This is a genomic window from Arthrobacter cupressi (genome assembly GCF_900099975.1).
Taxonomy (GTDB): Bacteria; Actinomycetota; Actinomycetes; order Actinomycetales; family Micrococcaceae; genus Arthrobacter; species Arthrobacter cupressi.
Map to the genome: position 1 here is coordinate 184,360 of NZ_FNEI01000006.1, position 24,413 is coordinate 208,772.

Here is a 24,413-nt window from a genome sequence, read left to right on the forward strand (position 1 = left end):
GGCAGGGGCCTTCCTCAGAAGATTGCGGGGGTTTCGCTGCAACTTTACCCCCGCAAAGCGGTTCAGTACCCCAGGTTGAAAGAGCGCACCGACTCCCTGATGTCCTCCTCCACCAGGTCGGCGTTGATGGCAGCGGCCGCCACCGAGCCTTCGCTGGCCGCCGTGATGACCTGCGCCCGCGGATTCGCCAGGTTGCCCGCGACATAGACGCCGCGGACGCTCGCCTGCCCGGTTCCGTCCAGGACCACCCAGCCGGCATCGTCCATCTCGCAGCCGAGTCCGCTGAGCAGGGTGTTGTTCGGCACAAAGCGCGGCGGAACAAACAGGGCGCCGCGGGGAACCAGCGCGCCGTCTGCCATTTCCACGCCGGAAAGGTGGCCGTCCTGGGTCACCAGCCGCCGCACGGTGCCCTCCACGATCCCGATGGCGCGGGCCGTCAACTCCATGCGCTGCTGGACGGTCAGGAGTCCCGGCGGGATGAAGAGGACCACGTCCTTGGCCCACTGCCGGATCAGCTGGACGTAGCGCACCGAGTCCGGGGAATTGCCCAGGACGCCAAGCGGCCGGTCCCGCACCTCGTAACCGTGGCAGTAGGGGCAATGCAGCACGTCCTTCGCCCAGAGTTCCGCCAGTCCCTCGACGTCGGGAAGCTCGTCCCGCAGGCCGGTCGCCACGAGCACTCGCCGTGCCGAAATCCGCCGCCCGCCCACGGAACCCTGCCCGGACAGCAGCACCCAGAAACCCGAGGTGCCGTCCGGCACCAAATCCAGCACGACGCCGTCGAGCACCTCCCCGCCGTAACCCCGCACTTCCTCCCGGCCCAGCGCCAGGAACTCCCGGGGCGGCATGCCGTCACGCGAGAGGAAACCGTGCATGTGCGCCGCCGGCGCGTTGCGCGGCGCCCCGGAATCCACGACCATGACTTTCCGTCCGGCCCGGGACAGGACCAAGGCCGCGGACAATCCCGCCGCGCCGCCACCAATAACCACCACGTCGTATTCGCTCATGGATCCAAGGCTGGACCCACATCCCTGAACCGGCAACAAACGTTGCTGTTTCCGGGAATTCCGGCTTGGATGGGCAGGTGGACGACGAAGCAGAAGGTATCGCGGCAGCCCTCGATCAGGTGGGGGCCAGGCTGAAACGGCTGAGGACCCAGCGCGGTGTGACGCTTACGGAACTGGCCGAAACCACGGGAATCTCCAAAAGCACCCTGTCCCGGCTGGAGACCGGGCAGCGCAAGCCGAGCCTGGAACTGCTGCTCCCTCTGGCGCAGGCGTACCGGGTGCCGCTGGACGACCTGGTGGGAGCGCCGGAGGTCGGTGACCCAAGAATCACGCTCAAGCCCCGGCAGGTGAACGGCCGGACCGTCATCCCGCTCACCAAGCAGCCCGGCGGCCTGCAGAGTTGGAAGATGGTGATCCCGCCCTCGAAGGCCGCACCGGATCCGCGCGTCCACGAAGGCTACGAATGGATGTACGTGCTGTCCGGGCGGCTGCGGCTGGTCCTTGGCGACCATGACCTGGTGCTTGGTCCCGGCGAGGTGGCTGAATTCGACACCCGCGTGCCGCACTGGTTCGGCAGCGCGGGGGAGCAGCCGGTGGAACTCCTGAGCGTCTTCGGCGGGCAGGGCGAGCGGATGCACGTCCGGGCGAAGTCGGGCCCCAAGCGCTAGCGGGGGAGCGCGTGCCCAACGTCACAGGGCGTTAAGGGAATCTGTGGAAAACGCTTGTAGTTGCAACGATGGAAAGCAACAGCGCCCGGCCATCCCCAAACGCCATGGGCCAAGCGAAAGGTACGCGAATGACAATCGCACACGAAGAAGCAGTGATTGACGCCGCCGCAGTCGACGCCATTTTTGCCGAAGCCCGCACCGCCAACTCCTTTGCCGGTGAAGTCACCGAGGAACAGGCCCGGGCCATCTACGAACTGACCAAGTTCGGCCCCACCGCCTTCAACTCCCAGCCGCTGCGCGTCACCTACGTGCGCTCCGACGAGGCCCGCGCGAAGCTCGTGGACTCCCTCATGCAGGGCAACAAGGCCAAGACCGCTTCCGCCCCGTTGGTCGCCATCCTCAGCTACGACACCGCGTGGCACGAGCAGTGGGACAGCTTCCTCCCCGGCTACAACGCCCCCAAGGCCATGTATGACGCCAACGCCGAGGTCACCGCGGCCACCGGCAACAACAACGCCCACCTGCAGGCCGGTTACTTCATCCTCGCCGTACGCTCCCTGGGCTTCGCCGCGGGCCCGATGACCGGCGCCGACTTCGGCGCAATCGACCGCGACTTCTTCCCGGCCGGCGACCAGAAGAGCTTCCTGGTGGTCAACATCGGCCAGCCCGGCCCGGACGCCTTCGGTGCCGCCAAGCCAAAGTTCGCCTACGACGACGTCGTCCGCACCGTCTAAGGCAGCCGCCGTCTAAAGCAGGACAGCCAAGGCCCGGGGCCGCGCTCGCAGCGCGACCCCGGGCCTGACCGTTTAACGGACCTGCTCGTTTGGAAAGATCCGGTGGGAAACTGTCCCTATGCGGAACCTCATCATGGTGGTCTTCGTCGAGGAAGTGAGCGAGGGGCTTGTCTTCCCCCGCGATGACTGGCCGCTGCACATCACCCTGCTGAGGTTCGACCTTGAGACTGCTCCAGCAGGACCGGACCCGTCGGCGGACGGGACTTCCGACGTCGTCGATCACCTCGCGGAGCTCGCCGCGGCACCCGTGGCCGGTGCGCTGGGGACGGAACTCACCGTGGGCGGCGAAGAGAAGTTCGGGCGGCAGGGTTCCATCCCGGTCAGCCTGGTGGACCGCCACCCGATCCTGCAGGGGCTGCACGAGGAACTGTTCGACGCCGTCGCGGCGCTGGGCGGGAATGTCGCCACCCCGCACCACACCCTGGAGGGCTACCGCCCCCACATCTCGCACCACAACGGCAAGCGCGCCCACGAGGGCGACGCCGTCCTGCTGGACCGCGTCGCCCTCGTGGACATGGCACCCGGCGGCAAGCACAGCATCCGCCGGATCCTGAAGCTGTGGCGCCTGGCGGAAGCGGAAGACCAGGCCAAGAGCGCCTAGGCGATGACCCCGTCCACCAGCTTCTTGGCTTCGTCCTGGACCTGCTTGAGGTGCTCGGCGCCCTTGAAGGACTCGGCGTAGATCTTGTAAACGTCCTCGGTGCCGGAGGGGCGGGCGGCGAACCACGCGTTCTCCGTGACCACCTTGAGGCCGCCGATGGATGCGCCGTTGCCCGGTGCCTCGGTGAGCTTGGCCGTGATTTCCTCGCCGGCCAGGGTGGTGGCGGTGACGTCCGCGGCGGAGAGCTTGCCCAGCTTGGCTTTCTGTTCGCGGGTGGCCGCGGCGTCGATGCGGGCGTACACGGGATCACCGAACTGCTCGGTGAGGCCCTTGTACAACTGCGAAGGGGAAGAATCCGTCACGGCCGTGATCTCCGAGGCCAGCAGCGCCAGCAGGATGCCGTCCTTATCCGTGGTCCACACGCTGCCGTCCCGCTTGTTGAACGAAGCGCCCGCGGACTCCTCGCCGCCGAATGCACCCTCGCCGGAGAGCAGGCCGGGCACGAACCACTTGAAGCCGACGGGAACCTCCACCAGCTTCCGGCCCAGGCCGCCGGCCACGCGGTCGATGATCGAGGAGGACACGAGGGTCTTGCCGACCACCGAGTCCGGGTTCCAGCCGCTGCGGTTGCGGTACAGGTAGTCGATGGCGACGGCGAGGTAGTGGTTCGGGTTCATCAGGCCGCCGTCGGGGGTGACGATGCCGTGCCGGTCGGCGTCGGCGTCATTGCCCGTGGCGACGTCGTACCGGGCGACCCCGGAGGCAACCTTCTGGATCAGCGATGCCATGGCCGACGGCGACGAGCAGTCCATGCGGATCTTCTCGTCCCAGTCGAGTGTCATGAAGGCCCACTGCGGGTCCACCGTGGGGTTCACCACAGTGAGGTCCAGCTGGTGGCGCTCGCCGATTTCGCCCCAGTAGTCCACCGAGGCGCCGCCCATGGGGTCGGCGCCGATGCGTACGCCGGCGCGGCGGATGGCGTCCAGGTCCAGCACGGAAGGCAGGTCATCCACGTAGCTGCTGAGGAAGTCGAACTTGCCGGTGGTTTCGGCCTTGAGGGCGTCGTTGAGCGGGATGCGCTTGACGCCGCGGAGCCCGTTTTCGAGCAGTTCGTTGGCGCGGTTGGCGATCCAGCCGGTTGCATCAGTGTCCGCGGGGCCGCCGTGCGGCGGGTTGTACTTGAAGCCGCCGTCGGCAGGCGGGTTGTGACTGGGGGTAACGACGATGCCGTCGGCCTGCGGGGTGCCGGGCGCGGCCTCCCGGTTGTGCTTGAGGATGGCGTGGCTCAGGGCCGGGGTGGGGGTGTAGCCGTGGCGGGCGTCGATCAGGACGTCGACGCCGTTCGCGGCGAGGACCTCGAGGGCGGAGTTTTGCGCGGGTTCGCTCAGGCCGTGGGTGTCCTTGGCGAGGAACAGTGGGCCGGTGATGCCCTGCCCGGCGCGGTATTCGACGATGGCCTGGGTGATGGCGAGGATGTGTCCCTCGTTGAATGATGCCTTCAGGCTGGAGCCGCGATGGCCGGACGTTCCGAAGGCCACCCTTTGCGAAGGATCGCCCGGATCCGGCGTGACGTCGTAGTACGCGTCAAGGAGGGCGGTGAGGTCTACAAGGTCCTGGGGGAGGGCAACTGTGCCCGCACGGCTAGCCATTGCCCCAGCATGCCAGACCGTTTCGTGGCGTTGAAGTGATGTGACCGCGAAACAGCCCCTGTGACGGCGGGAGTCGCCGTAAACGCGCAGGTTTCACCGTCCGTTTACCTGCCGTGCGGCGGTAGGCTGGACGAAACAGGACTTCCATAGGGGGACTCATGAGCGAGCAGCCAGCCAAGCCGGACGAAACACCGAAGAACGACACCCCTCAGGGGTACGAACCGCCGCCGGCCCCGCCTTACGGCCAGCCGCAGGACCAGCAGCCTTACGCCGCGCCGTCCGCGTACGGCCAGCCGGCCAGCCCCTATGGACAGCAGCCCTACGGGCAGTCCGAACCCTACGGTCAGCAGTCCCCGGCGTACGGTCAGCCCGCCAGCCCCTACGGTCAGCCAGCGGGCGCGTACGGCCAGCAGCCTTACGGCCAGCCCGCCAGTCCCTACGGCCAGCCCAACTACTACGGCATGCCCGCCGAACCCAAGGGACTGAGCATCGCCAGCATGTGCTGCGGCATAGCGGTCTACCTTGGCTTCGGGTTCATCCTCCTGCCGCAGATCGCCGCCGTGGTCCTCGGGCACATGGCCCTGAAGAAGGAGCCTTCCGGCAGGGGCATGGCGATTGCCGGCCTGGTCATGGGGTACCTCGGCATCCTGCTCACCGTGGTGCTCGGCGTCTTTTTCATCATCGCCATCACCGCGGCAGCCCAGTACGACTACCGCTACTGAGCAGTCACCGTTAAACGACGACGGCGGCAGGCACACCGGCGGGAATCCCGCCAAAGTGCCTGCCGCCGTCGCGCGTTAAGGGAGGCGGTGGGGAGTCAGCGCACGCCGGCCATCAGCTTCCTGATGGCTGGGGTGCCCGCGGCGAGGGCCACGGCGAGGACCACCGCGGCGCCGCCGACGCCCACGAAGTACGGGAGTTCGTCCTCCGGGTTGTAGAGGCCTGCCAGGATGCCCGCGAGCGTTGTGCCGAGGGACACGGACAGGAAGAACAACGCCACCATCTGGGTGTGGAAGGCCTGCGGTGCGAGCTTGGTGCTCACGGACAGGCCGATGGGGGAGAGGAACAGCTCTGCCAGCGTGAACAGGAACAGGATGCCCGCCAGTGCCAGCAGCGGTGTCTTGCCTTCACCGGCCAGCGGGATGAAGGCCAGGAAGGCCAGGCCCATCACCAGCAGGCCGGCGGCGAATTTCATCGGCGAGCTCGGCTGTTTGTGGCCCAGCTTGGTCCAGAGGGCGGCCATCACGCCGGCAAAGATGATGATGAACACCGGGTTGATGGACTGCACCCAGGCCGCCGGCATATCCCAGCCGAACAGGCTCCGGTCCAGCTTCTCCTCCGAGTACACGGCGATGAAGGTGAACTGCTGCTGGAACAGGGCCCAGAACGCGGCGGAGGCGATGTACAGCGGGATGAAGGCCAGCACCCGGCTGCGCTCGACCGTGGAGACTTTGGGGCTGCGGAAGATCAGCACGAAGTAGATCACCGAGGCACCGATCGCGGCGTAGGCCATGGAACGGGCCAGGTTCCCGGCGTTGACGATTCCCGTGGCCAGCAGCGCGGCGATGACGGCGGCGATGGCCAGGAAAATGAGCCCGAAGCGGCTGCGCTCGGCCGCGGGCAGCGGGTTCGGCACGTGGTGGGCTTCCTTCGGCAGCTTGCCGCGGTTTACGGCGTAGATGCCCAGGCCGATCGCCATGCCGATCGCGGCGGCGCCGAACCCCCAGTGGAAGCCGTTGCTTTTCTGCAGCCAGCCGGTCACCAGCGGGCCCACGAGGCCGCCGATGTTGACGCCCATGTAGAAGATCGAGAAACCGGCGTCGCGGCGCTCATCCTTCTCGTCGTACAGGGTGCCCACGAGGGCGGTCGCGTTCGCTTTCAGACCGCCGGATCCTACGGCCACCAGCACCAGGCCGGCGATCAGGCCCGGGATGCCGGGCAGCAGGGCCAGGGCCACGTGGCCGGCCATGATCAGGAGGGCGGAGCCGAAGAGGACGCGCTCGGAGCCGAAGACCCGGTCAGCCAGCCAGGCGCCCAGGATGGTGGAAAGGTACACGCCGCCGCCGTAGGCGCCCACCAGGCTGGCGGCGAGGGCCTGGCCGATGGCGAGACCGCCCTGCTCGGCGGTGAAGTACATGTAGTACAGGAGGATTCCCTGCATCCCGTAGAAGGAGAACCGCTCCCACATCTCCACGGAAAACAGGCTGGCCAGCATCTTTGGGTGGCCGAAAAAAGAGGTGTCGCCCGGGGTTTTGGCCGGGGACACCGTCGTTTGCGATGTGCTCATTTACACCATGCTGGCACTAAATGGTAGTCAAAGTCACATTCTGGACACCTGGGCGATACTGGCGGCACGGGGCGGCGACACCCGCTCAAACGGGCAGCACGGGCGCTCCCTGCTGCTCCTCCACCTGCGCGGCGAGCTGCAGGAGCAGCAGTTCCGAGCCCGCATTCCCGATCAGCTGGATGCCTGTCGGCAGGCCGCCCGGGGCGTCCGCCGGGACGCTGACCGGGACGCTGACCGCGGGCAGGCCGCACACATTCACCATGGAAGACCAAGGCGCGAACTCGCACTGCCGGCGGTAGTCGTCGTCGGGATCGCCGTCCCAGAGGCCGCCCGCGCCGCTGAACCAGCCCACCGGCCGCGCGGTCCCGGCCAACGACGGCGTGAGGATGACGTCCCACTGTCCGTACTGGGTGATGGTGTCCTGGCTGAATTGACGCAGGAAGGCCACCGCCTCGGCCACCTTCCGGGCGCTGCGCTGCTGTGCCCGCTTCCGGAAGGTCCGGGTAAGCGGCGTCAGGAGCGCCTCGCGCTGCGGCAGGATCCGCGCGCTCCCGACGCCGGCCGTCCAGGCCGCGGTGAACGCGTCCGGGTAGCGGTTGTCGTAGCGGATGGACGCCTCGAAGACGGTGTGCCCGGCCGCTTCCAAAAGTGCGATGCCGCGGTCCAGCCCCGCCAGGGCTTCCGCGCTGGCCTCGAACGGGAAGATGCCGCTCCACGGGCTGTCCAGGCTGACTCCGATCCGCAGCCGCGGCGGCTCCCGGCGCACTCCGGCGAGGTAGCCGCCGTCGGGGCGGTATTCCGGGGGCACCAGCGCGTCCAGCATCAACGCCGCGTCCGCCGCGTTCCGGGCCAGCGGCCCGGCCACCACCAGGCGCGCGGCATCGCCAGGGCTTTCGCCGGCGGGCACCAGCCCGCGCCCGGGCTTCAGACCCAGGATTCCGCACGCCGCGGCGGGGATGCGGATGGAACCGCCGCCGTCGCTCCCCGGGGCGAACGGCAGCAACCCCGCCGCCACCGCGGCAGCGCTGCCGCCGGACGAGCCACCGGAGCTGCGGCTGAGGGCGTGCGGGTTGCGCGACGGCGGCGCGATCCGGTTTTCGCTGTAGGCCGTCAGCCCGAATTCGGGAACCTGCGTCTTGCCCAGCGACACCGCGCCGGCGCCCTTGAGGGCGGCGGCCAGGGCGCCGTCCGCGGGTGCGGGCTTGTGGTCCAGGGCGGCGCTGCCGTGCGTGGTCACGACGCCGGCCACGTCGGTCAGGTCCTTGAAGGCCAGCGGGATGCCATGCAGTGCCGGAAGTTCGGGCAGGCGGCCCTCCCGCCGGAGCCGGGCGTGCAGCGCGTCCGCCCGGCCGGCGTCGAGCAGGGCCTGTTCGGCGGTGACGGTCACGAAAGCGCCGAGCAGAGGGTTGCGGGCGGCGATCCGCGCCAGGAAATGGCCGGTCACTTCCCGGGCGGAAACGTCCCCGGCGGCCAGGGCATCCCGCAGCCCGACGCCGCCGAGATCGTGCAGTTCGTTTTCAGCCAAGGAAGCGCGGCTCCAGACGTTCTTCGGCCACGGCCCCGTCGGCGGCGGTGATCCGGTAGCCCGCTCGGTCCCGGACCTCGGTGACCACCTCCACCAAGTCCGTTCCCCGGTACACCAGCCCCACGCCGTCGTCGGTGCAGTGCGTCTCGCCCAGCACGCCCTCGGCCACGAGGCGGTGCACCGTCGGCCGGCGGGCGGGCTCGGAGTCGAAATGCACGCCGTTCGCGTAGGGGAGCAGGGCGAGGCCGTTGGTGACGGGCCGCAGCTCGGGGCCGAAGGAATCGGTGGCGCCGCCCTGGAACCAGCAGATGGAGCCCGCAGAGACTCCGGCCAGGACAACCCCGGCCTCCCACACCCGGCGGATCACCGCGTCCAGGCCATGCGCCCGCCAGACCGCCAGCAGGTTCACCACGGACCCGCCGTGCACCCACACCACGTCCTGTTCCATCAGGTACGCTTCGGGGTCCTCCTGGTTGGGCATTGTGAAGAGGTTCAGGTGGCTCAGGTCAAAACCGGCGGTCCGGGCGGCCTGGTCCATCTCCGCGGCGAACCAGCGCTGGTCCCCGGACGCCGTGCCCAGGTGCGCGATCCGCGGCGTCCTCCCGGTGACACCGGAAAGGTCGACGGCGTAATGCACCAGGCGGTCGAACTCCAGCCGGGTGCGCTGTCCCGGTTTGTAGCCGCCGGACGTGGCCAGGATGGTGGGTAATCCGGCGGGCATGGCGGGTCTCCTTGGCGTACTTCAGGGCGTCTTCTTCAGCGCCCACCCTAGCGCCGGGCCGCGGGAGCCGGAAGCGGGCGCAGGTCCCGGGCATTAAGCTGGATAGGAGCCAAAGAGGAGTGTAAGGACCCATGAGCGATTTCGAAACAGTTCCCGCACGCGACGTCCCGGAGGGCGCCAGCATCCTTGACGTGCGCGAAGAGTACGAGTGGGCGGCCGGCCACGTGGAAGGCGCCCTGCACATTCCGCTCGAGCAACTGCCCGAACGCCTCGAAGAGCTCGACGCCGACGAGGACCTCTTCATCATCTGCCGCACCGGCGGCCGTTCCATGCGCGCCGCGCAGTGGCTGGTGGGCCAGGGGTACAGCGCCACCAACGTCGCCGGCGGCATGGACATGTGGTTCGAGGCAGGCCGGCCCATGGTTTCCGACAACGGCCTGAAGCCCGTGGTCCTCTAGGGCCCGGAATATAACGATTAAGGAATATGCAATGTCGGCATCCGAGCTGAGCTACACCTTCCTGGGCCCGGAGGGCACATTCACCGAAGCGGCCCTGCTCCAGGTCCCCGGTGCGGTTGAGGCCACCAGGGTGCCGTGCTCCAGCGTGAACACCGCCCTCGAACGGGTTCGCCAAGGCAAGGCGGACGCAGCGATGGTGCCGATCGAGAACTCGGTGGAAGGCGGCGTCACGGCCACCCTCGACGCCATCGCCACCGGCCCCGAACTGCGGATCGTTCGGGAAGCGCTGGTCCCCATCACCTTCGTGCTCGTGGCCCGGCCCGGCGTTCGGCTCGAGGACATCCGGCGGATCTCCACGCACGGCCACGCCTGGGCCCAGTGCCGCCTGTGGATCGAAGAAAATATCCCTCACGCGGAATACGTTCCGGGGTCCTCCACGGCCGCCGCCGCCGTCGGCCTCCTGGACGAGGACCCGCACTATGACGCCGCCATCTGCGCGCCGCTCGTGGCCGCCGAACGTCCGGGTCTGAACATCCTTGCCGAGAACATCGGCGACAACCCCGGCGCGGTGACCCGCTTCGTGCTCGTCAGCCGCCCGGGCCCGCTCACACCCCGCACCGGCGCGGACAAGACCACCGTGGTGGTCCCGCTGCCCGAGGACCGGCCCGGTGCCCTGATGGAAATCCTGGACCAGTTCGCGTCCCGGGGAGTGAACCTGAGCCGCATTGAATCCCGGCCCACCGGCCAGTACTTGGGGCATTACTTCTTCAGCATCGACGCGGACGGTCACGCCGAAGACTCCCGCGTGGCCGACGCCCTGGCCGGCCTCCACCGGATCAGCCCGGCCACCCGCTTCCTGGGCTCCTATGCCAGGGCCGACCAAGAGAAAACCCCAGTCGTCCCGCACACCTCGGACGCCGCCTTCGCGGCCGCGCACGCCTGGGTGAACGGCATCCTGGCCGGTGCGCCGGGCGTCCTTGCCGGCCCGCAGGGTACGCCGGTTATTTGACCGATTAACAGACCGGGCAGCCCCCTACCGCCGGGTAAGAACAGTGCGTATGCTTGCCTGATCCATAACGGATGGACCATGCCCCAAACGGAGGGAGCGGGCCATGACAGACAAGAGCAGCGACGCCGGCGGCCAGGGAATGATCGTCAACCCGAAGCCGACAGTGGAAAACCAGGACTGGGACGGAGACGACGCCGACCGCGCCGACCGCCTGCGCTTTGAAGAAGAGCAGGCCATGATCCGCGAGCAATCCGAGGCCCGCGCGGCAGCAAAAGCCGCGGCCGAGGCGGAAGCCGAAAAGGACGCCAGCTAAGCGGTGGACTCTAGCGGACGCGCACCAGCAATGACCGCGCTTCCACTTTGACGGTGACCTCCGTCGCCTCACCGGCGGGGTCGCCGTCGAGTTGTGTGGCCATCGGCTCGCTGCTGCGGATCACCACCTTGCCGGAACGGTAGAAGTTCATCACCGGCAGGTTCCGGTTGTGTTTGAACAGCACCTTGGCGTACATGGCCAGCCAGCCGATAGCGCTGCGCGGGCTCATCACCACCACGTCCAGCATGCCGTCGTCGATCATGGCCTCGGGGATGAAGTCGATGCCGCCGGGAATCAGCCCGCAGTTGGCAAACAGCACGCTGCGGATTTTCCGCGCCTGCTCGGGCTCGCTGTCCAGGGAAATGGTGACCCGTTTCCGCCGGCCCGGCAGGTGCCGCACCCCGGCCTCGGTGTAGGCGAGCCATCCCACGGCCTTCTTGAGCCCGGCGTTGGTGTCGCCCACCACTTCGGCGTCCAGGCCCATCCCGGCGATGACCAGGAAGACGTGCTCGGAGGATTCGCCGGTGCGGCTGTTGGTGATGGCCATCCGGGCGGTGTCGATGTAGCGCTGGTGCCCGAACAAGGCCGCATGGACGCTGCCGCGGAGGTCGTTGACGTCCAGGTCGATGTTGCGGACCAGCAGGTTTCCCGTCCCCAGCGGAACCAGGCCCATCGCTGTCTTGGTTCCCGTGAGGGCCTCGGCCACCACCCGGACGGTGCCGTCGCCCCCGCCCACCAGGACGACGTCGGCCCCGTACTCCAGCGCCGCACGGGCTTGGGCATGTCCGGGGTCGTCCGCGGTGGTTTCCAGGAAAAGGGGGTCATCCCAGCCGGCCAGCTGGCAGGCGTCCAGGATCTCGGCGCGGGCCTCCTGCGCCCGGTTTTTTATCGGGTTGAGGACCACGGCCACCCGCTGCGCGCCCGGCATCGCCTTGTGTGATTCGCCGCGGACCGCGCTCCTGCTGTGCCTGGCCCTGAGCCGGCGCACACCCCACCAGCTGGAGACGAGGAAAACCACCATGCCCCCAGCGAGAACCGCGTAAAGGATCCAGTCGCCCATGATGCTCCAAGATTATCCCGCCGCGCCGCCCTTCCGGGTCCGCCTCCGCCCCGGCCGGCCGCCGTCGTGCGATCCGGGCGGCGCAGCGCAATGACCGCGGGGGATGCCCGCGATTAGATACCCTTGTCAGGTGATCGACGTAAAAGACCTCAGCGAAAACCCGGACAAGTTCCGTGCCAGCCAGCGCGCCCGCGGTGCCGACGAGTCCCTGGTGGATGCGATCATCTCCGCCGACGCCGAACGCCGCGCCGCGCTGATCCACTTCGAAACCCTGCGCGCCGAGCAGAATGCCTTCGGCAAGAAGGTCGCCAAGGCCAAGGGCGAGGAGAAGCAGGCCTTGCTGGCCGAGGTCAAGGAACTCGCGAACGCCGTGAAGGCCGCCTCGGCTGACGCCGACGCCGCCCAGGCCAAGCACGACGAGCTCCTGCGCATCATCCCCAACCTGATTGTCGACGGCGTTCCCGCAGGCGGCGAGGACGACTTCGTGGTGGTCAAGACGGTCGGCACCCCGCGCGAATTCCCGGATTTCGAGCCGAAGGACCACCTCGAAATCGGTGAACTCATCGGCGCGATCGACATGGAACGCGGCGCCAAGGTTTCCGGTGCGCGCTTCTACTTCCTCAGGGGAGTGGGCGCCCGACTCGAGATGGCGCTGCTGCAGATGGCCATGGACCAGGCTATTGAAGCCGGCTTCGTCCCGATGATCACCCCCACCTTGGTGCGTCCGGAGACCATGCAGGGCACCGGCTTCGATGTGAAGCACGACGCCGAGATCTACCGTCTGGCCGAAGACGACCTTTACCTGGTGGGCACCTCCGAGGTGGCCCTGGCCGGGTACCACGCGGACGAGATCCTGGACTTCTCCGGCGGCCCCATCCGCTACGCCGGCCAGAGCTCCTGCTACCGCCGCGAGGCCGGATCCCACGGCAAGGACACCCGCGGCATCATCCGCGTCCACCAGTTCAACAAGGTGGAGATGTTCATCTACACCACCGTGGAAGAGGCCGAGGCGGAGCACGAACGCCTGCTCGCCTGGGAAGAGGAAATGCTGGCCAAGTGCGAGCTGCCCTACCGTGTGATCGACACGGCCGCCGGCGACCTCGGCATGTCCGCGGCCCGCAAGTTCGACTGCGAAGCCTGGGTTCCCACGCAGCAGGCCTACCGGGAGCTGACCTCCACCTCCAACTGCACCACCTTCCAGGCCCGCCGCCTGAACGTGCGTGAGCGGGCCTTCGCCGCGGACGGCACGCCAAAGGGCACCCGCTCGGTCGCCACCCTGAACGGCACCCTGGCCACCACCCGCTGGATCGTGGCCATCCTGGAGCACCACCAGAACCCGGACGGCTCCGTTAACGTTCCGAAGGCACTGCAGAAGTACCTGGGTGGCCTCGAGGTTCTTCCGGTCCTGTAGCTTCCCCTCGGGGTGAAACGTTCACTCCCCGGTCTACGGACTTTTCCCCGCCGTGTTCGGTGCGGATTTGTCCGTAGGCCGGGGATTTTTCGTTAGTGCCCGACGGCGGGCAGCCCTGCCGCTGCGAGTTTGCGTTTGAGTCGCTCGGGGTCGTTTGCCGTGGCCCAGTCCCAACGAACCACGGCGAAACCCAGCGCCCGGAGGCGGTCCTCACGCTTCTTCTCGGCGAGCACGGCTTCACGACTTGAGAGCCCGCCCAGGTACTCGTCGCGCAGATACTTGGCGTCGCCGTCGAACTCGCCGATCAGCCGGAACTTCCGCCAATGGAAGTCGGTGCGGGCAACAAAGCCGTCGTCATCGTGGAAGCTCGTCTGGAGTTCCGGTTGAGGAAAGCCGAGGGCATGGATCCGGGCGCGGCTCAACGACTCGCCGGCCGACCCCGAGCGTGGATCGGCGAAGGCAAGCACAGAGGCCACCCAGCGCCGTTTGGCGCCCGAGGCCAGGCGATCGGTTTCCCTGAGAAGGTCTGCCGGGCTGCAGGCCTGCCCCTTGAACCGCTCGGGGCTGACGGCATGATCGGCGAGCACTACGCCCTTCGTGAAGTTGGACCTGGCGATGACATCCACTGCCGTCCGGGCGAGGGTGGTTACCTGGAATCCTTTGTGGGTTACGGTCTCGGCGTCATAGCAATGCCTGAAGACCCCGTAGCCGCGAATCTTCTCCAGCCCCGTGCTTTGCGTTTCTGCCTGGAATGCGGCGCTGGTGGTGGGCGCGGTCCTGCCTGCCCGGCTCGGTGATGCCCCGGCGAGGTGCACATGTTCCGGCACGCCGACCAGATTGAGCCCCCAAATCAACCCGGCGGATTCGAAACACAGCCCGGGCCCGGAAAGTTCTTGCGAGACCGCTTCGACTGTGGCGGTGTAGCGTTCCCAGGGCTTCATGGCCAGCCATGTTGCCTTGTCTGTATAGATTCCCCTGCGGACCCGGACGAGTTCACCCCGTTGGTAGCGCAGACTGAGGGAACGGATGTTTCCGGTATTGAGCCGTTGGTCCGCGGCAACAATGAGCGTGGCTTTCGTGGGCATGTACCAAGCCTCGGATGGGCCGGTGCGCATCAAAACGGGCCGGTGTCGCTATGTGGATAAGTCGTTGAAACGGTTCGTCCCACCGTTGCGGCGTTTTCCCCGCCGCAGACGGTGCGGATTTTTCCGTAGGCCGGGGACTTTCGGTCCAACGTCCGCGCCGAGTCTTCACGACAAATTCATCCTGTGCTGTGGTGACGGTCCTAGTCGCTGTCGGCGGGCTCTGCAACACTAAGGACCATGACTATCTTGACTGATTCCTCAGTCGCTGGCATCGATGACCAGCGGAACGAAAACCACAAGCTCATGATCGCCCTGGACGTTGACGGCACCCTCGTGGACCACGACGGCCACATGTCACCCGGCGTCCGCGAGGCCGCACGCGCGGTGGTCGCGGACGGCCACGACGTCCTGATCGCCACGGGCCGCTCCCTGAACGCCACCCTGCCCGTGATCGAGCAGATCGGGCTGGATCGCGGCTACGCAGTGTGCTGCAACGGCGGGGTGACCCTCCGCCTGGACCCGTCCCTGGAGGCGGGCTACGAGATCATCCACAAGGCCACCTTCGATCCCGCCCCGGCCCTCAGGGCCCTGCGGGACCGGCTTCCTTCCGCGAAGTACGCGCTGGAAGACGAGGCCGGCAACTTCCTCTCGACCGAACGCTTCCAGGACGCCAGTTTCGGCGTCGAAGCCGTCGGCGTGGACTTCCAGACGATGCTGGAAGCCACCGCGGTGCGCGTGGTCGTTTTCAGCAGCGAGAACACCCCGGAGGAGTTTTCCGAGGCCATCCGGCAGATCGGCCTGGCCGGCGTCACCTACTCCGTGGGCTGGACCGCCTGGCTGGACATTGCGGCCGCCGGTGTCACCAAGGCCAGCGCCCTCGAGCAGCTCCGCCACCGGCTCGGCACCCACCGCAGGCACACCCTGGCGGTCGGCGACGGCCGCAACGACATCGAGATGCTCGGGTGGGCCGGCCGGGGCGTCGCCATGGGGCAGGCGCCGGAGGAGGTGCTCGCCGCCGCGGATGAGGTCACCGCTTCGGTGTACGACGACGGCGCCGCCCTGGTGTTGCGCGGCCTTCTGTAAGTGCCGCACGGTACGGCCGGAACCGCCTGGGGCGGCGCGGGAGCCGGGGGTTCCGGCCGCCGGACTACGTGAAGTGAGTCGAGATCGGGCCGCCGCCGGCCGAGTCGACGATCGCCTGGGCCACTTCCCGGAGCTTGACGTTCCGGTTGCTTGAGGCCTTCATGATCAGTTCCACGGCCTCAGCCTGGGTGCACCGGTTCTGGGCGATGATGATGCCTGTGGCGACGTCGATGACCGTCCGGGAGGTCATCGCGGCCCGCAGGTCTGCCGCTGTTTGGCTGTGCTGCGCAATGAGGACGGCCAGGCGGAGTCCCTTGGATGCCTGCTGCACGTAGTCGGTTGCGCGTTGGATCGCTGCCTCGTCGAAGCCATGGACGGTTTCGGAATAGAGGTTCAGGCCGGCCTTGGCGTTGTCCTCAGGGAGTTGGAAGGGCACGGCCAGCACGGAGCGAACACCGTTCGCCGCAGCCACCTCAGTGTAATCGGGCCAGGTGGTGTCGTTTTCAAGGTCGGGGATGTGGATCCGGACCCCAGTCCGGGAGGCGGTGAGGCAGGGGCCTTCCTCGAACTGGTACTGCAGTTCATCGAGCAGCCGGGCACGTTCGTCACTGCTGGCCACGGTGGTGGCGGAGCGATGGCGGAGCATGGTGACGCCGCAGAAAACCCTGGCACCGGGCGAACTGAGCATGGCCGCCGAGTGGCGCGCGAGCTCGGTGAGGAAGGCTTCGACGTCGGGGGTGTCGAGGAGCAGGTCCTGGATATCCGCGGCCACAACTCCCGCACCGCTTGCTTGCTGGTTTTCCATGTGGATCTCCGATCCCCGCATGAGGCTTCATCTTCGAGCCTAGTCCTGGACCACCGTTGAAAGCCATTGATAAGTGTGCTTATCTTTTAGGGAGTCTTGCCATGGGCTCACCCTTCCTTCGCGTACGTCCAAGGGTGAAGCCACTTGCAACAAGACCCATCATTTCCCTCCCCCGAAAGTACCATTAGGCAGAGCTTCCGGGATGCCTTGGTGTTGGACCACCTGCACCTTGCGAAAGCCATTGCTGCCCGGTACTCCGCCCACAACCATGACCTCGAAGATGTGCGCCAGGTTGCATACATGGGCCTGATCAAGGCCGCGCGCGGCTATGACGAAGCGAAGGGCGTCAGCTTTACTGCCTACGCCGCACCGACCATCGCCGGCGAGGTGAAGAGGTATCTTCGCGACCACTGCTGGGTGGTGCGGCCGCCCCGTCCCGTCCAGGACCTGCGGCGCCTGGTGCTGGTCCGGACTGAGGAGCTGACCCAGGACCTGCGGCGCTCCCCGTCGGTGGAGGAACTGGCGGCTGACCTGTGCCTGGATCCCGGCCAGGTGCGGGAGGCCCTGCTGGCCGGCACCAGCAAGCGGCCCGACTCCCTGGATACCCCCGCATTGGATGGCCGCGACGGCCTCCAGGATTTGCTGGCCGGTGAAGGCAGTCCCGGCGACCGCCTTGAGGATGTCCTCGCCCTGCGGAATGCGATCCGGAACCTCTCCGCCGAGGACCGCCGGTTGTTGTACCGGCGCTACTACCGGGAGGAGACACAGTCCACCATCGCCGGGGCGCTGGGCATTTCCCAGATGCAGGTCTCCCGGAGGCTCGCCAAGATCCTGGTGGCCCTCCAGGCCCAACTGCTCGACGACGGAGCCGGCCTCAGCAGCGGAGTTCCGCCACCGCGTCAAGCACATCGCGCACGCTGACGGCCAGGAGCGCGGGATCCGGTTCGGAAGCGAAAACGTCGCCGCGCCGGAGTCCGACGTCGGTAAGCACCACGTGCGGTCCCGGCGGCGGACCCCATTCTTCAGCGGGCGCGGGTCCGAAGATGACCACGGACGGCCGCGCGTAGGCAGAGGCCAGATGCGCGGCACCGGTGTCGGCCGACACCACCAACCGGGCCCCGGCGATGGTGGCCGCAAACTCTGCGAGCCCCTGCCGCCCGGCCAGCACGCCGCCGTCGAGGTTTGCTCCCTTGAGCTTGGCCAGGGCGGCAGTCTCCTCGGCACGTCCACGCTCGGAAACACCGCCGGTGAACACCACCTCGTGCCCCGCCTCCGTCAGCTGCGCGGCGACGTCGGCGAACCGGTCCACGGGCCAGAACCTGCTGCCGGAGGACGCTCCGACGTGGATCACGGTGGCGCCCGGCCGCGGGGAGCGGACGGCAGGCGGGTCCAGGCGGTAGTCCAAGGGGTCGGCGTCGATCCCGTACCACGCGAGGAGCCGCGTCCACCGCTCGCGTTCCGGAAGGCCGGTGGGCCATTCGGGGCCGTCCAGGCCCGGGGCCCGGTGCGCGAGCACCCGGTTGGCGGCCAGCTCCGCGAGGCGGTGCCTGCTTTCCGGTCCGTTGCCGTGCATGTTCACGGCCACGTCAACCGTTCCGGGGGGGAAGCGCCAGCGGAGCTTCGAGGCCCGGCGTTGGCAGGAGCTGGATGCCGCCAACGAGATCCAGGGCCTCGGCCACCCAGGCGGGGGCCGCGTAGAGGATGCGGTGCTCCGGGAAGGCACGTTTCAGGCCGCGCAGCGCGGGAACGGCGACCATCAGGTCGCCGAGTTTCAGTGCGCGAAGCACCAGCAGAACCGGCTGTCCGTTGCTTTCAACAGTTTCCATGGGGGCCTCCCGCTAGGAGTCTAGCGGCACGAAACTTCTCATGGCCGCAGCGTTTAGCGTGCTGTGAACCGGGGAACTTTGCGGGTATGGGAGCTACCGGCACGCTGAAAGCGGTCTTGTTTGACCGCGATGGAACGCTGGTGGTTGACGTGCCGTACAACGGCGACCCACGGCTGGTCCGGCCCATGGACGGCGCCGTCCCGGCCGTGGCAAGGGTACGCCAGGCCGGGCTGGCAACGGGCGTGGTCAGCAACCAGTCGGGAGTCGCCACGGGCTTGTTGACGCTCCACCAGGTGCATGCCGTCAACCGGCGCGTGGATGAACTCCTGGGCCCCTTCGATGTGTGGGAAGTGTGCCCACACGGCCCGCAGGACCGCTGCGCCTGCCGCAAACCTGCCCCGGGGATGATCCTCAGCGCCTGCAGGGCCCTGGGGATCGACCCCTCGGAAACGGCGGTAATCGGCGACATCGGCGCTGACCTCGGCGCGGCAAAGGCAGCGGGTGCCCGCGCGGTCCTGGTCCCGACCGCCGCAACGCGCAGCGAGGAAATCGAGGCGGCGGAGTTGGTGGCCAGCGATCTTCGGCACGCTGTCGGGCTGCTGCTGGGTACGCCTCGATGAGCCGGGTCCTGGTCGCCCGGCTGGACTGCATGGGCGACGTCATCGTTTCGGGGCCGGCCCTGCGCGCCGTCGCCAACGGAAGCAGGCCCGACGGCAGCTGCCCCAACGACGTCGTGCTGCTCTGCGGACCGGAAGGAACGGCCGCCGCCGAGCTGCTCCCGGGCGTCACTGAAGTCCACACGTGGTCCTGCCCCTGGATCGTGACCCCGGCACCGGCCGTCACCGCCGGGCTGGCCGATGCGCTGGTTGATTTTGTCCGCAGTTCCCGGATTGACGAAGCCGTGATCCTCACCTCCTTCCACCAGTCGCCGCTCCCGCTCGCCATGCTCCTGCGCCTGGCCGGCGTCCGGCGGATAACGGGTGCCTCCACGGACTACGCCGGATCCTTGCTGGACGTCCGGCTCAAGCCGGGCGAAGACTTTCCCGAAGACCAGGCTGAAGCCGTCCGTGCCCTCGGCATTGCGCGGGCCGCGGGTTTCGGCCTTCCGCAGGGCGACGACGGCAGACTCCGCGTCGAGCGGACACCGCACCACCTAGCCAGTGGCGACCTTGCCAGTGACGCCCTTGTCCGTGACCTGTCCAGCGAGGGGCCGTACGTCGTGGTCCACCCCGGTGCGGCAGCACCGGCAAGGGCCTGGCCGGCGCTCCATCACGCCGCGACAGTGGAGCTCCTGGAAGCCTGCGGCCACCGGGTGGTGGTCACGGGAGGCCCGGCGGAAGCCTCCCTCACGGCAACGGTGGCAGGACCTTCGGCCCTGAACCTTGGCGGCAGGACCAGCCTGCGCACGCTCGCAGCTGTACTGGAGGGGGCCGCCGTCGTGGTCACCGGCAATACGGGACCCGCCCACCTTGCCGCAGCGGTCGGGACGCCCGTGGTGTGCCTCTTCTCGCCCGTGGTCCCGGCCATCCGGTGGGCGCCCTACGGGGTGCCGATGGAGGTGCTGGGCGACCAGGAAGCACCCTGCAAGGACACACGGGCGCGGACGTGCCCCGTCCCTGGCCACCCGTGCCTGAGTTCGGTGACTCCGGAACAGGTCCTGGACGCCGTGAAACGGCTGCTGGGAGGAGTCCCCTCCCTGACCACACGACGAAAGGTGCGGAATCCATGAGAATCCTGGTGTGGCATGTCCATGGCGGATGGATGGAGGGATTCGTCAGGGGTCAGCATGAATACCTGCTCCCGGTGGAGCCCGACGGCGGCCCGTGGGGTTTGGGGCGCGGTGGCCGCCAGTGGCCGGCCGCCGCGCAGGAGATAGACCTCGCAACCATCGATCCCGACAGTGTGGACGCTGTGGTCCTGCAGCGGCCCGGGGAGATTTCGGCGGTGTCCCGGGCGCTGGGGCGCAGGCCCGGAGTCGACCTTCCGGCCGTCTACCTGGAGCACAACACCCCCAGGATCGGTGTGCCGTTCACCCGGCATCCGCTGGCGGACCAGCACGCCATTCCCGTGGTCCATGTGACCCATTTCAACCAGCTGTTCTGGGACACCGGCTCGGCCGGCACCAAGGTGATAGAGCACGGCATCCCCGACCCCGGGCGGCTCTACACCGGCGAACGCGAAGAGATGGGCGTGGTGGTCAACGAGCCGGTGAGGCGCGGCCGGGTGACGGGCACGGACCTGCTGCCCGGCTTCGCCGGAGTGGGGCCGCTGCGCGTATTCGGCATGGGAACGCAGGGCCTGCCCGGAGCCCTGGACCTCGCGGGCCACGGTCTCGGCGAGGAGCGGATCCGCGTGGCAGGGGACGTTCCGGCCCCGCAACTCCACCGCGAACTTGCCCGCTGCCGGCTCTACCTGCACCCCTTCCGGTGGACCTCGCTGGGGCTCGCCCTCCTGGAGGCGATGCACCTGGGCATGCCGGTCGTGGCGCTGGGCACAACGGAGGCACACCGTGCGGTGCCGCGGGGTGCCGGACTGGTGTCCAACGACGTCCATGAACTCCAGGCCTTCGTGCGGCGGCTCCTCGATGACCCGGATGACGCCTATGCCATGGGGCTGGTGGCCCGGGCGGCGGCCCTGGACCGCTACGGACTGGGGAAGTTCCTGGATGCCTGGGACGAACTCCTCGCCGACCTCGGCACGGGCCGCAAACAGCACCGCCAGCCTCCAGAGAGGACACACCGATGAAGATCTCCATGGTTTCCGAACATGCCAGTCCCTTGGCGGCGCTGGGGGGCGTGGACGCGGGCGGACAAAACGTCCATGTCGCGGCACTCTCCTCAAGCCTGGCCAAACGGGGCCACAACGTCACGGTGTACACGCGGCGCGACGATCCGGACCTCCCGGCCAGAGTCCATGTAGCCCCCGGACTCACGGTTATCCACGCGGACGCGGGGCCCGCCCGCCATATTCCCAAGGACGGCCTGCTGCCGTACATAGGTGCGCTCGCGGACGGCATCGGCGCGGACTGGGCCGGCAACGTTCCGGACCTGGTCCACGCGCACTTCTGGATGTCCGGCCTTGCTGCCATCCAGGCCGCCCGCAGGGCCAGCGGGGCGGACCCGGTTCCCGTGGTCCAGACCTTCCACGCCCTGGGTTCGGTCAAACGCAAGCACCAGGGCCCGGCCGACACCAGCCCGGCCGCAAGGGCGTGGCTGGAACCATGGGTCGGCCGGACCGCGGATTGGGTTATCGCCACCTGCCCGGACGAGGTCTTCGAACTCAAGGCGCTGGGAATCAGCAAGTCCAAGATCTCGATCGCCCCCTGCGGCGTGGACCTGGCACTCTTTGACGGCGCCGCCGAGCCCGAACCAAGACCCCGCACCCACCGAATCCTGAGTGTGGGCCGCCTGGTGCCGCGCAAGGGCGTGGACCTGGTGATCCAAGCGCTCCCGCTGCTCGCCCGGGCGGGATTCGACGACGTCGAACTCCTGATCGTCGGCGGTTCCGGCGACGCCCTGACCCTCGAAGACGATCCCGAAGCCCGGCGGCTCCGCATGCTCGCCAAGGAACTCGGCGTCGAAGACCGGGTGACCCTGCGCGGGCAGGTTCCCCGGGACGCCATGCCCGGCATCTTCCACAGCGCCGATGCCGTGGTCTGCGCGCCCTGGTACGAACCCTTCGGCATCGTTCCCCTGGAAGCCATGGCCTGCGGTGTCCCGGTGGTGGCAGCCGCCGTCGGAGGCCTCCGGGAGACCGTCGTCCACCAGGAGACCGGACTGCACGTCCCGCCGCACGATCCGGAAGCGATCGCCGACGCCGTGGCCCGGCTGCTCGCCGATCCCGCGCTGCGCGCCCGCATGGGAAGCGCGGGAACCCGCCGCGCACGCTCCCGGTACTCATGGGACCGTGTCGCGGCCGATACCGAGAAGGCGTACTGGTCGGTCCTCGCCTCCGGACTGTCCCGGCACGCGACCGAAGGCCTCGAACCTCTGGAAGGAACGGCACTATGACCATCATCAAGAGCCCTGCCGGCTCCGCCGTGCCCCTCGCCGCCCCTGCCGTTGGGCCGGGAGGACCGGAACGCCAGACTGGAGCCGAGGTGACCACCCACTTGGACAACGTCCTTCCAGCCCTGGAATCCCTGCGTTCGCAGGCAGGCCGCCTGTCCGAGTGGGGAACCGAGCTCGCGCTCCGGCTCCTGGCCGGGCAGCGGCTGCTGGCCGCCGGCAACGGTGGCTCCGCGGCCGAAGCCCAGCACCTGACAGCCGAGCTCGTCGGACGGTTCGACGCCGAGCGGGCACCCTTCTCGGCCATCTCACTCCATGCCGAGTCCTCGGCGTTGACCGCCGTTTCCAACGACTACGGCTACGAGGAGGTGTTTGCCCGGCAGGTCAGGGCGCACGGCAGGTCCGGGGATGTCCTGATCCTGCTGTCCACGAGCGGGCGAAGCCCCAACCTCCTCAAAGCCGTCCGGGCCGCCGCCGAACGTGGCATTACGGCGTGGGCGCTCACCGGGCCGGGCCCCAACCCCTTGTCCGAGGCCTGCGAGCAGGCGGTGATGGTCGACGCAATCGCCGCCAACGCCCAAGAGGGCCACCTGATCGCCGTCCACGCGGTCTGCCGCGCCTTTGACGCGGAGGTAGCGCGGCGGGCCGGCGCGCACGCCGGCACCACGCGGCGGACCCAGCCATGAAAGTGACGGTGGTGGGGGATCTCCTCCTGGACGTCGACATCAACGGCACCGCCACCCGGCTCAGCCCGGACGCGCCGGTCCCGGTGGTCGACGTCGCTGGCATCCGGCGTCGGGCAGGCGGCGCCGGGCTCGTCGCCGCGCTGCTGATGCGGGACGGCCACGACGTCGCGCTGGTTACCGCTTTATCGGACGACGACGGCGCGAGCCACCTGAGACGGGCGCTGTCCGGAGTGCAGCTGCTCGCCGGCGCCCCGCTCGCCCCGACGCCCACCAAGACCAGGGTCCGGATAGGTTCCCACCCGATGGTCCGGTTCGATGAAGGGTGCGGACCTGCCCCCGTGCCGGAATGCACCGCGGAAATGCTGGCGGCCCTCGGATCGGCGGAGGCGATTGTGGTGGCCGACTACGGGCGGGGCATCACCTTCAACGCGGACCTCCGCGCGGCGCTGGTGGAAGCTGCGCGCCGGATCCCGGTGGTGTGGGATCCGCACCCGGCCGGTTCGGAGCCCGTGCCAGGGGCCGCCGTCGCGACGCCCAACCTTGCCGAGGCGATCGGGGCGGCGAAAGCGGCGGGGCCTGACCCGGCCGGGGCCGATGCCGCGAGTGCCGGGAAACGGCTGCTGGAACGCTGGGGCAGCACGGCCGTCCTGGTCACCCGTGGCAGCGCAGGGGCACTGCTGTTTGCTTCGGAGGGGGAACCCCTCCCCATACCTGCGCCGGCAACGCCCGTTGATGACCCTTGCGGCGCCGGTGACCGCCTGGCCGACAGCCTGGCCGTTTACCTGGGCCTGGGATTGGGCCTCCCGGACGCAGCCGCCCGGGCCGTGGAAGACGCCTCTGCCTTCCTGGCGGAAGGCGGAGCGGCGTCCCTCGGAGCGGCGTCCCTCGCGATGGGGGAGGGCGGTACGGGTACCGGCGGTACTGGCTACCGCGCCGCACCCGTTGACACCACACCCGACGGAGAATGGCTCGCCGAATCCGTCCGCGCCGCCGGCGGAACTGTCGTCGCGACCGGCGGCTGCTTCGACCTGCTCCACGCCGGCCACGCCCGGACCCTGGCGGCCGCACGGACCATGGGCGATTGCCTGATCGTTTGCCTGAACTCCGACCAATCCGTCCACCGGCTCAAGGGGCCGCACCGGCCGATCGTCAGCATGCAGGACCGCGCGGAACTGCTGCTCGCACTGTCCTGCGTGGATGCCGTGGTGGTCTTCGACGAGGACACCCCGGAGGCCTGCCTGGAACGGATCCGGCCCGATATCTGGGTCAAAGGTGCCGACTACGAACCCGGCGGGCTGCCGGAAGCCCGCCTGGTGGCCGGCTGGGGAGGACGATGCGTCACCGTGCCGTTCCAACCGGCGCGATCCACCAGCGTCCTGGCTGAAGCGCTCGCCAAAGTCGGATGAAGCCACCCTTCG

The 24,413-nt window shown here is 68.5% G+C and carries 24 protein-coding genes and 1 pseudogene; 16 read left to right on the plus strand and 9 right to left on the minus strand.

The genetic code is table 11. The annotated features are described in order from the left end of the window. Window positions 1-62: 62 nt before the first annotated feature. Window positions 63-1,007, minus strand: a complete 945-nt coding sequence (locus tag BLP88_RS09360) for an NAD(P)/FAD-dependent oxidoreductase (RefSeq protein ID WP_074588661.1) — start codon at window positions 1,005-1,007, stop codon at window positions 63-65. A gap of 77 nt (window positions 1,008-1,084) precedes the next feature. Here BLP88_RS09360 and BLP88_RS09365 point away from each other — a divergent pair, with 77 nt between their 5' ends. The 3 genes from BLP88_RS09365 (at window position 1,085) to BLP88_RS09375 (ending at window position 3,070) form a co-directional block, all read left to right on the plus strand. Beyond that, window positions 1,085-1,675, plus strand: a complete 591-nt coding sequence (locus BLP88_RS09365; RefSeq protein ID WP_074588663.1) for a helix-turn-helix domain-containing protein — start codon at window positions 1,085-1,087, stop codon at window positions 1,673-1,675. A gap of 128 nt (window positions 1,676-1,803) precedes the next feature. Continuing rightward, window positions 1,804-2,409: a malonic semialdehyde reductase gene (locus tag BLP88_RS09370; RefSeq protein ID WP_074588664.1), complete on the plus strand. Its 606-nt coding sequence runs from the start codon at window positions 1,804-1,806 to the stop codon at window positions 2,407-2,409. Between the two features lie 118 nt (window positions 2,410-2,527). Then, the gene (locus BLP88_RS09375; protein ID WP_074588666.1) at window positions 2,528-3,070 is read left to right on the plus strand and encodes a 2'-5' RNA ligase family protein; all 543 of its coding nucleotides are present in this window, start codon (window positions 2,528-2,530) and stop codon (window positions 3,068-3,070) included. Here BLP88_RS09375 and pgm read toward each other — a convergent pair. Continuing rightward, window positions 3,067-4,719 carry a phosphoglucomutase (alpha-D-glucose-1,6-bisphosphate-dependent) gene (gene pgm, locus BLP88_RS09380; protein ID WP_074588668.1) on the minus strand — a complete coding sequence of 551 codons (1,653 nt, stop codon included), beginning with the start codon at window positions 4,717-4,719 and terminating at the stop codon, window positions 3,067-3,069. The genes BLP88_RS09375 and pgm overlap by 4 nt on opposite strands. A 158-nt stretch (window positions 4,720-4,877) precedes the next feature. Here pgm and BLP88_RS09385 point away from each other — a divergent pair, with 158 nt between their 5' ends. Beyond that, window positions 4,878-5,441: a DUF4190 domain-containing protein gene (locus BLP88_RS09385; RefSeq protein ID WP_074588669.1), complete on the plus strand. Its 564-nt coding sequence runs from the start codon at window positions 4,878-4,880 to the stop codon at window positions 5,439-5,441. Between the two features lie 95 nt (window positions 5,442-5,536). Here the strand turns inward: BLP88_RS09385 and BLP88_RS09390 are convergent, their stop codons facing one another. The 3 genes from BLP88_RS09390 to BLP88_RS09400 form a co-directional block, all read right to left on the minus strand. Further along, window positions 5,537-7,006, minus strand: a complete 1,470-nt coding sequence (locus BLP88_RS09390; protein ID WP_074588670.1) for a peptide MFS transporter — start codon at window positions 7,004-7,006, stop codon at window positions 5,537-5,539. 85 nt (window positions 7,007-7,091) lie between these two features. Continuing rightward, window positions 7,092-8,531 (minus strand): amidase, encoded by a 1,440-nt coding sequence (locus BLP88_RS09395; RefSeq protein ID WP_074588672.1) that lies wholly within the window; start codon window positions 8,529-8,531, stop codon window positions 7,092-7,094. Beyond that, entirely contained in the window at window positions 8,524-9,252 is a 729-nt protein-coding gene (locus tag BLP88_RS09400; protein WP_074588674.1) for a Type 1 glutamine amidotransferase-like domain-containing protein, read from the minus strand. Before BLP88_RS09400 ends, BLP88_RS09395 begins: the two co-directional genes overlap by 8 nt. A gap of 131 nt (window positions 9,253-9,383) precedes the next feature. On the opposite strand from BLP88_RS09400, the gene BLP88_RS09405 reads away from it, so the two are divergent. The 3 genes from BLP88_RS09405 (at window position 9,384) to BLP88_RS09415 (ending at window position 11,032) form a co-directional block, all read left to right on the plus strand. Continuing rightward, a complete protein-coding gene (locus BLP88_RS09405) occupies window positions 9,384-9,710 on the plus strand; it encodes a rhodanese-like domain-containing protein (RefSeq protein WP_074588675.1) in 327 nt (108 codons plus the stop codon). Between the two features lie 31 nt (window positions 9,711-9,741). Beyond that, the gene (gene pheA / locus BLP88_RS09410; protein ID WP_074588676.1) at window positions 9,742-10,719 is read left to right on the plus strand and encodes a prephenate dehydratase; all 978 of its coding nucleotides are present in this window, start codon (window positions 9,742-9,744) and stop codon (window positions 10,717-10,719) included. Window positions 10,720-10,822: 103 nt separating this feature from the next. Then, the gene (locus BLP88_RS09415) at window positions 10,823-11,032 is read left to right on the plus strand and encodes a hypothetical protein (protein WP_074588677.1); all 210 of its coding nucleotides are present in this window, start codon (window positions 10,823-10,825) and stop codon (window positions 11,030-11,032) included. A 10-nt stretch (window positions 11,033-11,042) separates the two neighbouring features. Here BLP88_RS09415 and BLP88_RS09420 read toward each other — a convergent pair whose 3' ends face one another. Beyond that, window positions 11,043-12,092 carry a diacylglycerol/lipid kinase family protein gene (locus tag BLP88_RS09420; protein WP_074588679.1) on the minus strand — a complete coding sequence of 350 codons (1,050 nt, stop codon included), beginning with the start codon at window positions 12,090-12,092 and terminating at the stop codon, window positions 11,043-11,045. Between the two features lie 130 nt (window positions 12,093-12,222). Between BLP88_RS09420 and serS the strand changes: the two genes are divergently transcribed. Further along, window positions 12,223-13,503 carry a serine--tRNA ligase gene (serS, locus tag BLP88_RS09425; RefSeq protein WP_074588680.1) on the plus strand — a complete coding sequence of 427 codons (1,281 nt, stop codon included), beginning with the start codon at window positions 12,223-12,225 and terminating at the stop codon, window positions 13,501-13,503. Between the two features lie 92 nt (window positions 13,504-13,595). On the opposite strand, the gene BLP88_RS09430 is transcribed toward serS, so the two are convergent. Then, on the minus strand, window positions 13,596-14,588 hold the full coding sequence (locus tag BLP88_RS09430; RefSeq protein ID WP_074588681.1) for a hypothetical protein: 993 nt from the start codon (window positions 14,586-14,588) through the stop codon (window positions 13,596-13,598). 237 nt (window positions 14,589-14,825) lie between these two features. Here BLP88_RS09430 and BLP88_RS09435 point away from each other — a divergent pair, with 237 nt between their 5' ends. Continuing rightward, window positions 14,826-15,671, plus strand: a complete 846-nt coding sequence (locus BLP88_RS09435; RefSeq protein WP_074588683.1) for an HAD family hydrolase — start codon at window positions 14,826-14,828, stop codon at window positions 15,669-15,671. A 64-nt stretch (window positions 15,672-15,735) separates the two neighbouring features. On the opposite strand, the gene BLP88_RS09440 is transcribed toward BLP88_RS09435, so the two are convergent. Beyond that, window positions 15,736-16,476, minus strand: a complete 741-nt coding sequence (locus BLP88_RS09440; RefSeq protein WP_074588775.1) for a GAF and ANTAR domain-containing protein — start codon at window positions 16,474-16,476, stop codon at window positions 15,736-15,738. Window positions 16,477-16,686: 210 nt separating this feature from the next. Between BLP88_RS09440 and BLP88_RS09445 the strand changes: the two genes are divergently transcribed. Then, the gene (locus BLP88_RS09445) at window positions 16,687-17,397 is read left to right on the plus strand and encodes a sigma-70 family RNA polymerase sigma factor (RefSeq protein WP_245679823.1); all 711 of its coding nucleotides are present in this window, start codon (window positions 16,687-16,689) and stop codon (window positions 17,395-17,397) included. On the opposite strand, the pseudogene BLP88_RS09450 reads toward BLP88_RS09445, so the two are convergent. Next, a pseudogene (locus tag BLP88_RS09450) lies at window positions 17,351-18,302 on the minus strand (glycosyltransferase family 9 protein). The gene BLP88_RS09445 and the pseudogene BLP88_RS09450 sit on opposite strands and share 47 nt — an antisense overlap. Window positions 18,303-18,388: 86 nt before the next feature. Between BLP88_RS09450 and BLP88_RS09455 the strand changes: the two are divergent. From BLP88_RS09455 to BLP88_RS09480, 6 genes are read left to right on the plus strand one after another with little or no spacing between them, the layout of a single operon-like run. After that, window positions 18,389-18,922: a D-glycero-alpha-D-manno-heptose-1,7-bisphosphate 7-phosphatase gene (locus BLP88_RS09455; protein ID WP_074588685.1), complete on the plus strand. Its 534-nt coding sequence runs from the start codon at window positions 18,389-18,391 to the stop codon at window positions 18,920-18,922. Then, a complete protein-coding gene (locus BLP88_RS09460; protein ID WP_074588687.1) occupies window positions 18,919-20,031 on the plus strand; it encodes a glycosyltransferase family 9 protein in 1,113 nt (370 codons plus the stop codon). Before BLP88_RS09455 ends, BLP88_RS09460 begins: the two co-directional genes overlap by 4 nt. Then, window positions 20,028-21,047: a glycosyltransferase gene (locus tag BLP88_RS09465; protein WP_074588688.1), complete on the plus strand. Its 1,020-nt coding sequence runs from the start codon at window positions 20,028-20,030 to the stop codon at window positions 21,045-21,047. Before BLP88_RS09460 ends, BLP88_RS09465 begins: the two co-directional genes overlap by 4 nt. Then, the gene (locus tag BLP88_RS09470; protein ID WP_074588689.1) at window positions 21,044-22,312 is read left to right on the plus strand and encodes a glycosyltransferase; all 1,269 of its coding nucleotides are present in this window, start codon (window positions 21,044-21,046) and stop codon (window positions 22,310-22,312) included. The genes BLP88_RS09465 and BLP88_RS09470 overlap by 4 nt, the downstream gene beginning before the upstream one ends. Beyond that, the gene (locus BLP88_RS09475; RefSeq protein WP_074588690.1) at window positions 22,309-22,995 is read left to right on the plus strand and encodes a D-sedoheptulose-7-phosphate isomerase; all 687 of its coding nucleotides are present in this window, start codon (window positions 22,309-22,311) and stop codon (window positions 22,993-22,995) included. The genes BLP88_RS09470 and BLP88_RS09475 overlap by 4 nt, the downstream gene beginning before the upstream one ends. Further along, a complete protein-coding gene (locus BLP88_RS09480) occupies window positions 22,992-24,401 on the plus strand; it encodes a PfkB family carbohydrate kinase (RefSeq protein WP_074588692.1) in 1,410 nt (469 codons plus the stop codon). Before BLP88_RS09475 ends, BLP88_RS09480 begins: the two co-directional genes overlap by 4 nt. Window positions 24,402-24,413: the final 12 nt, after the last annotated feature.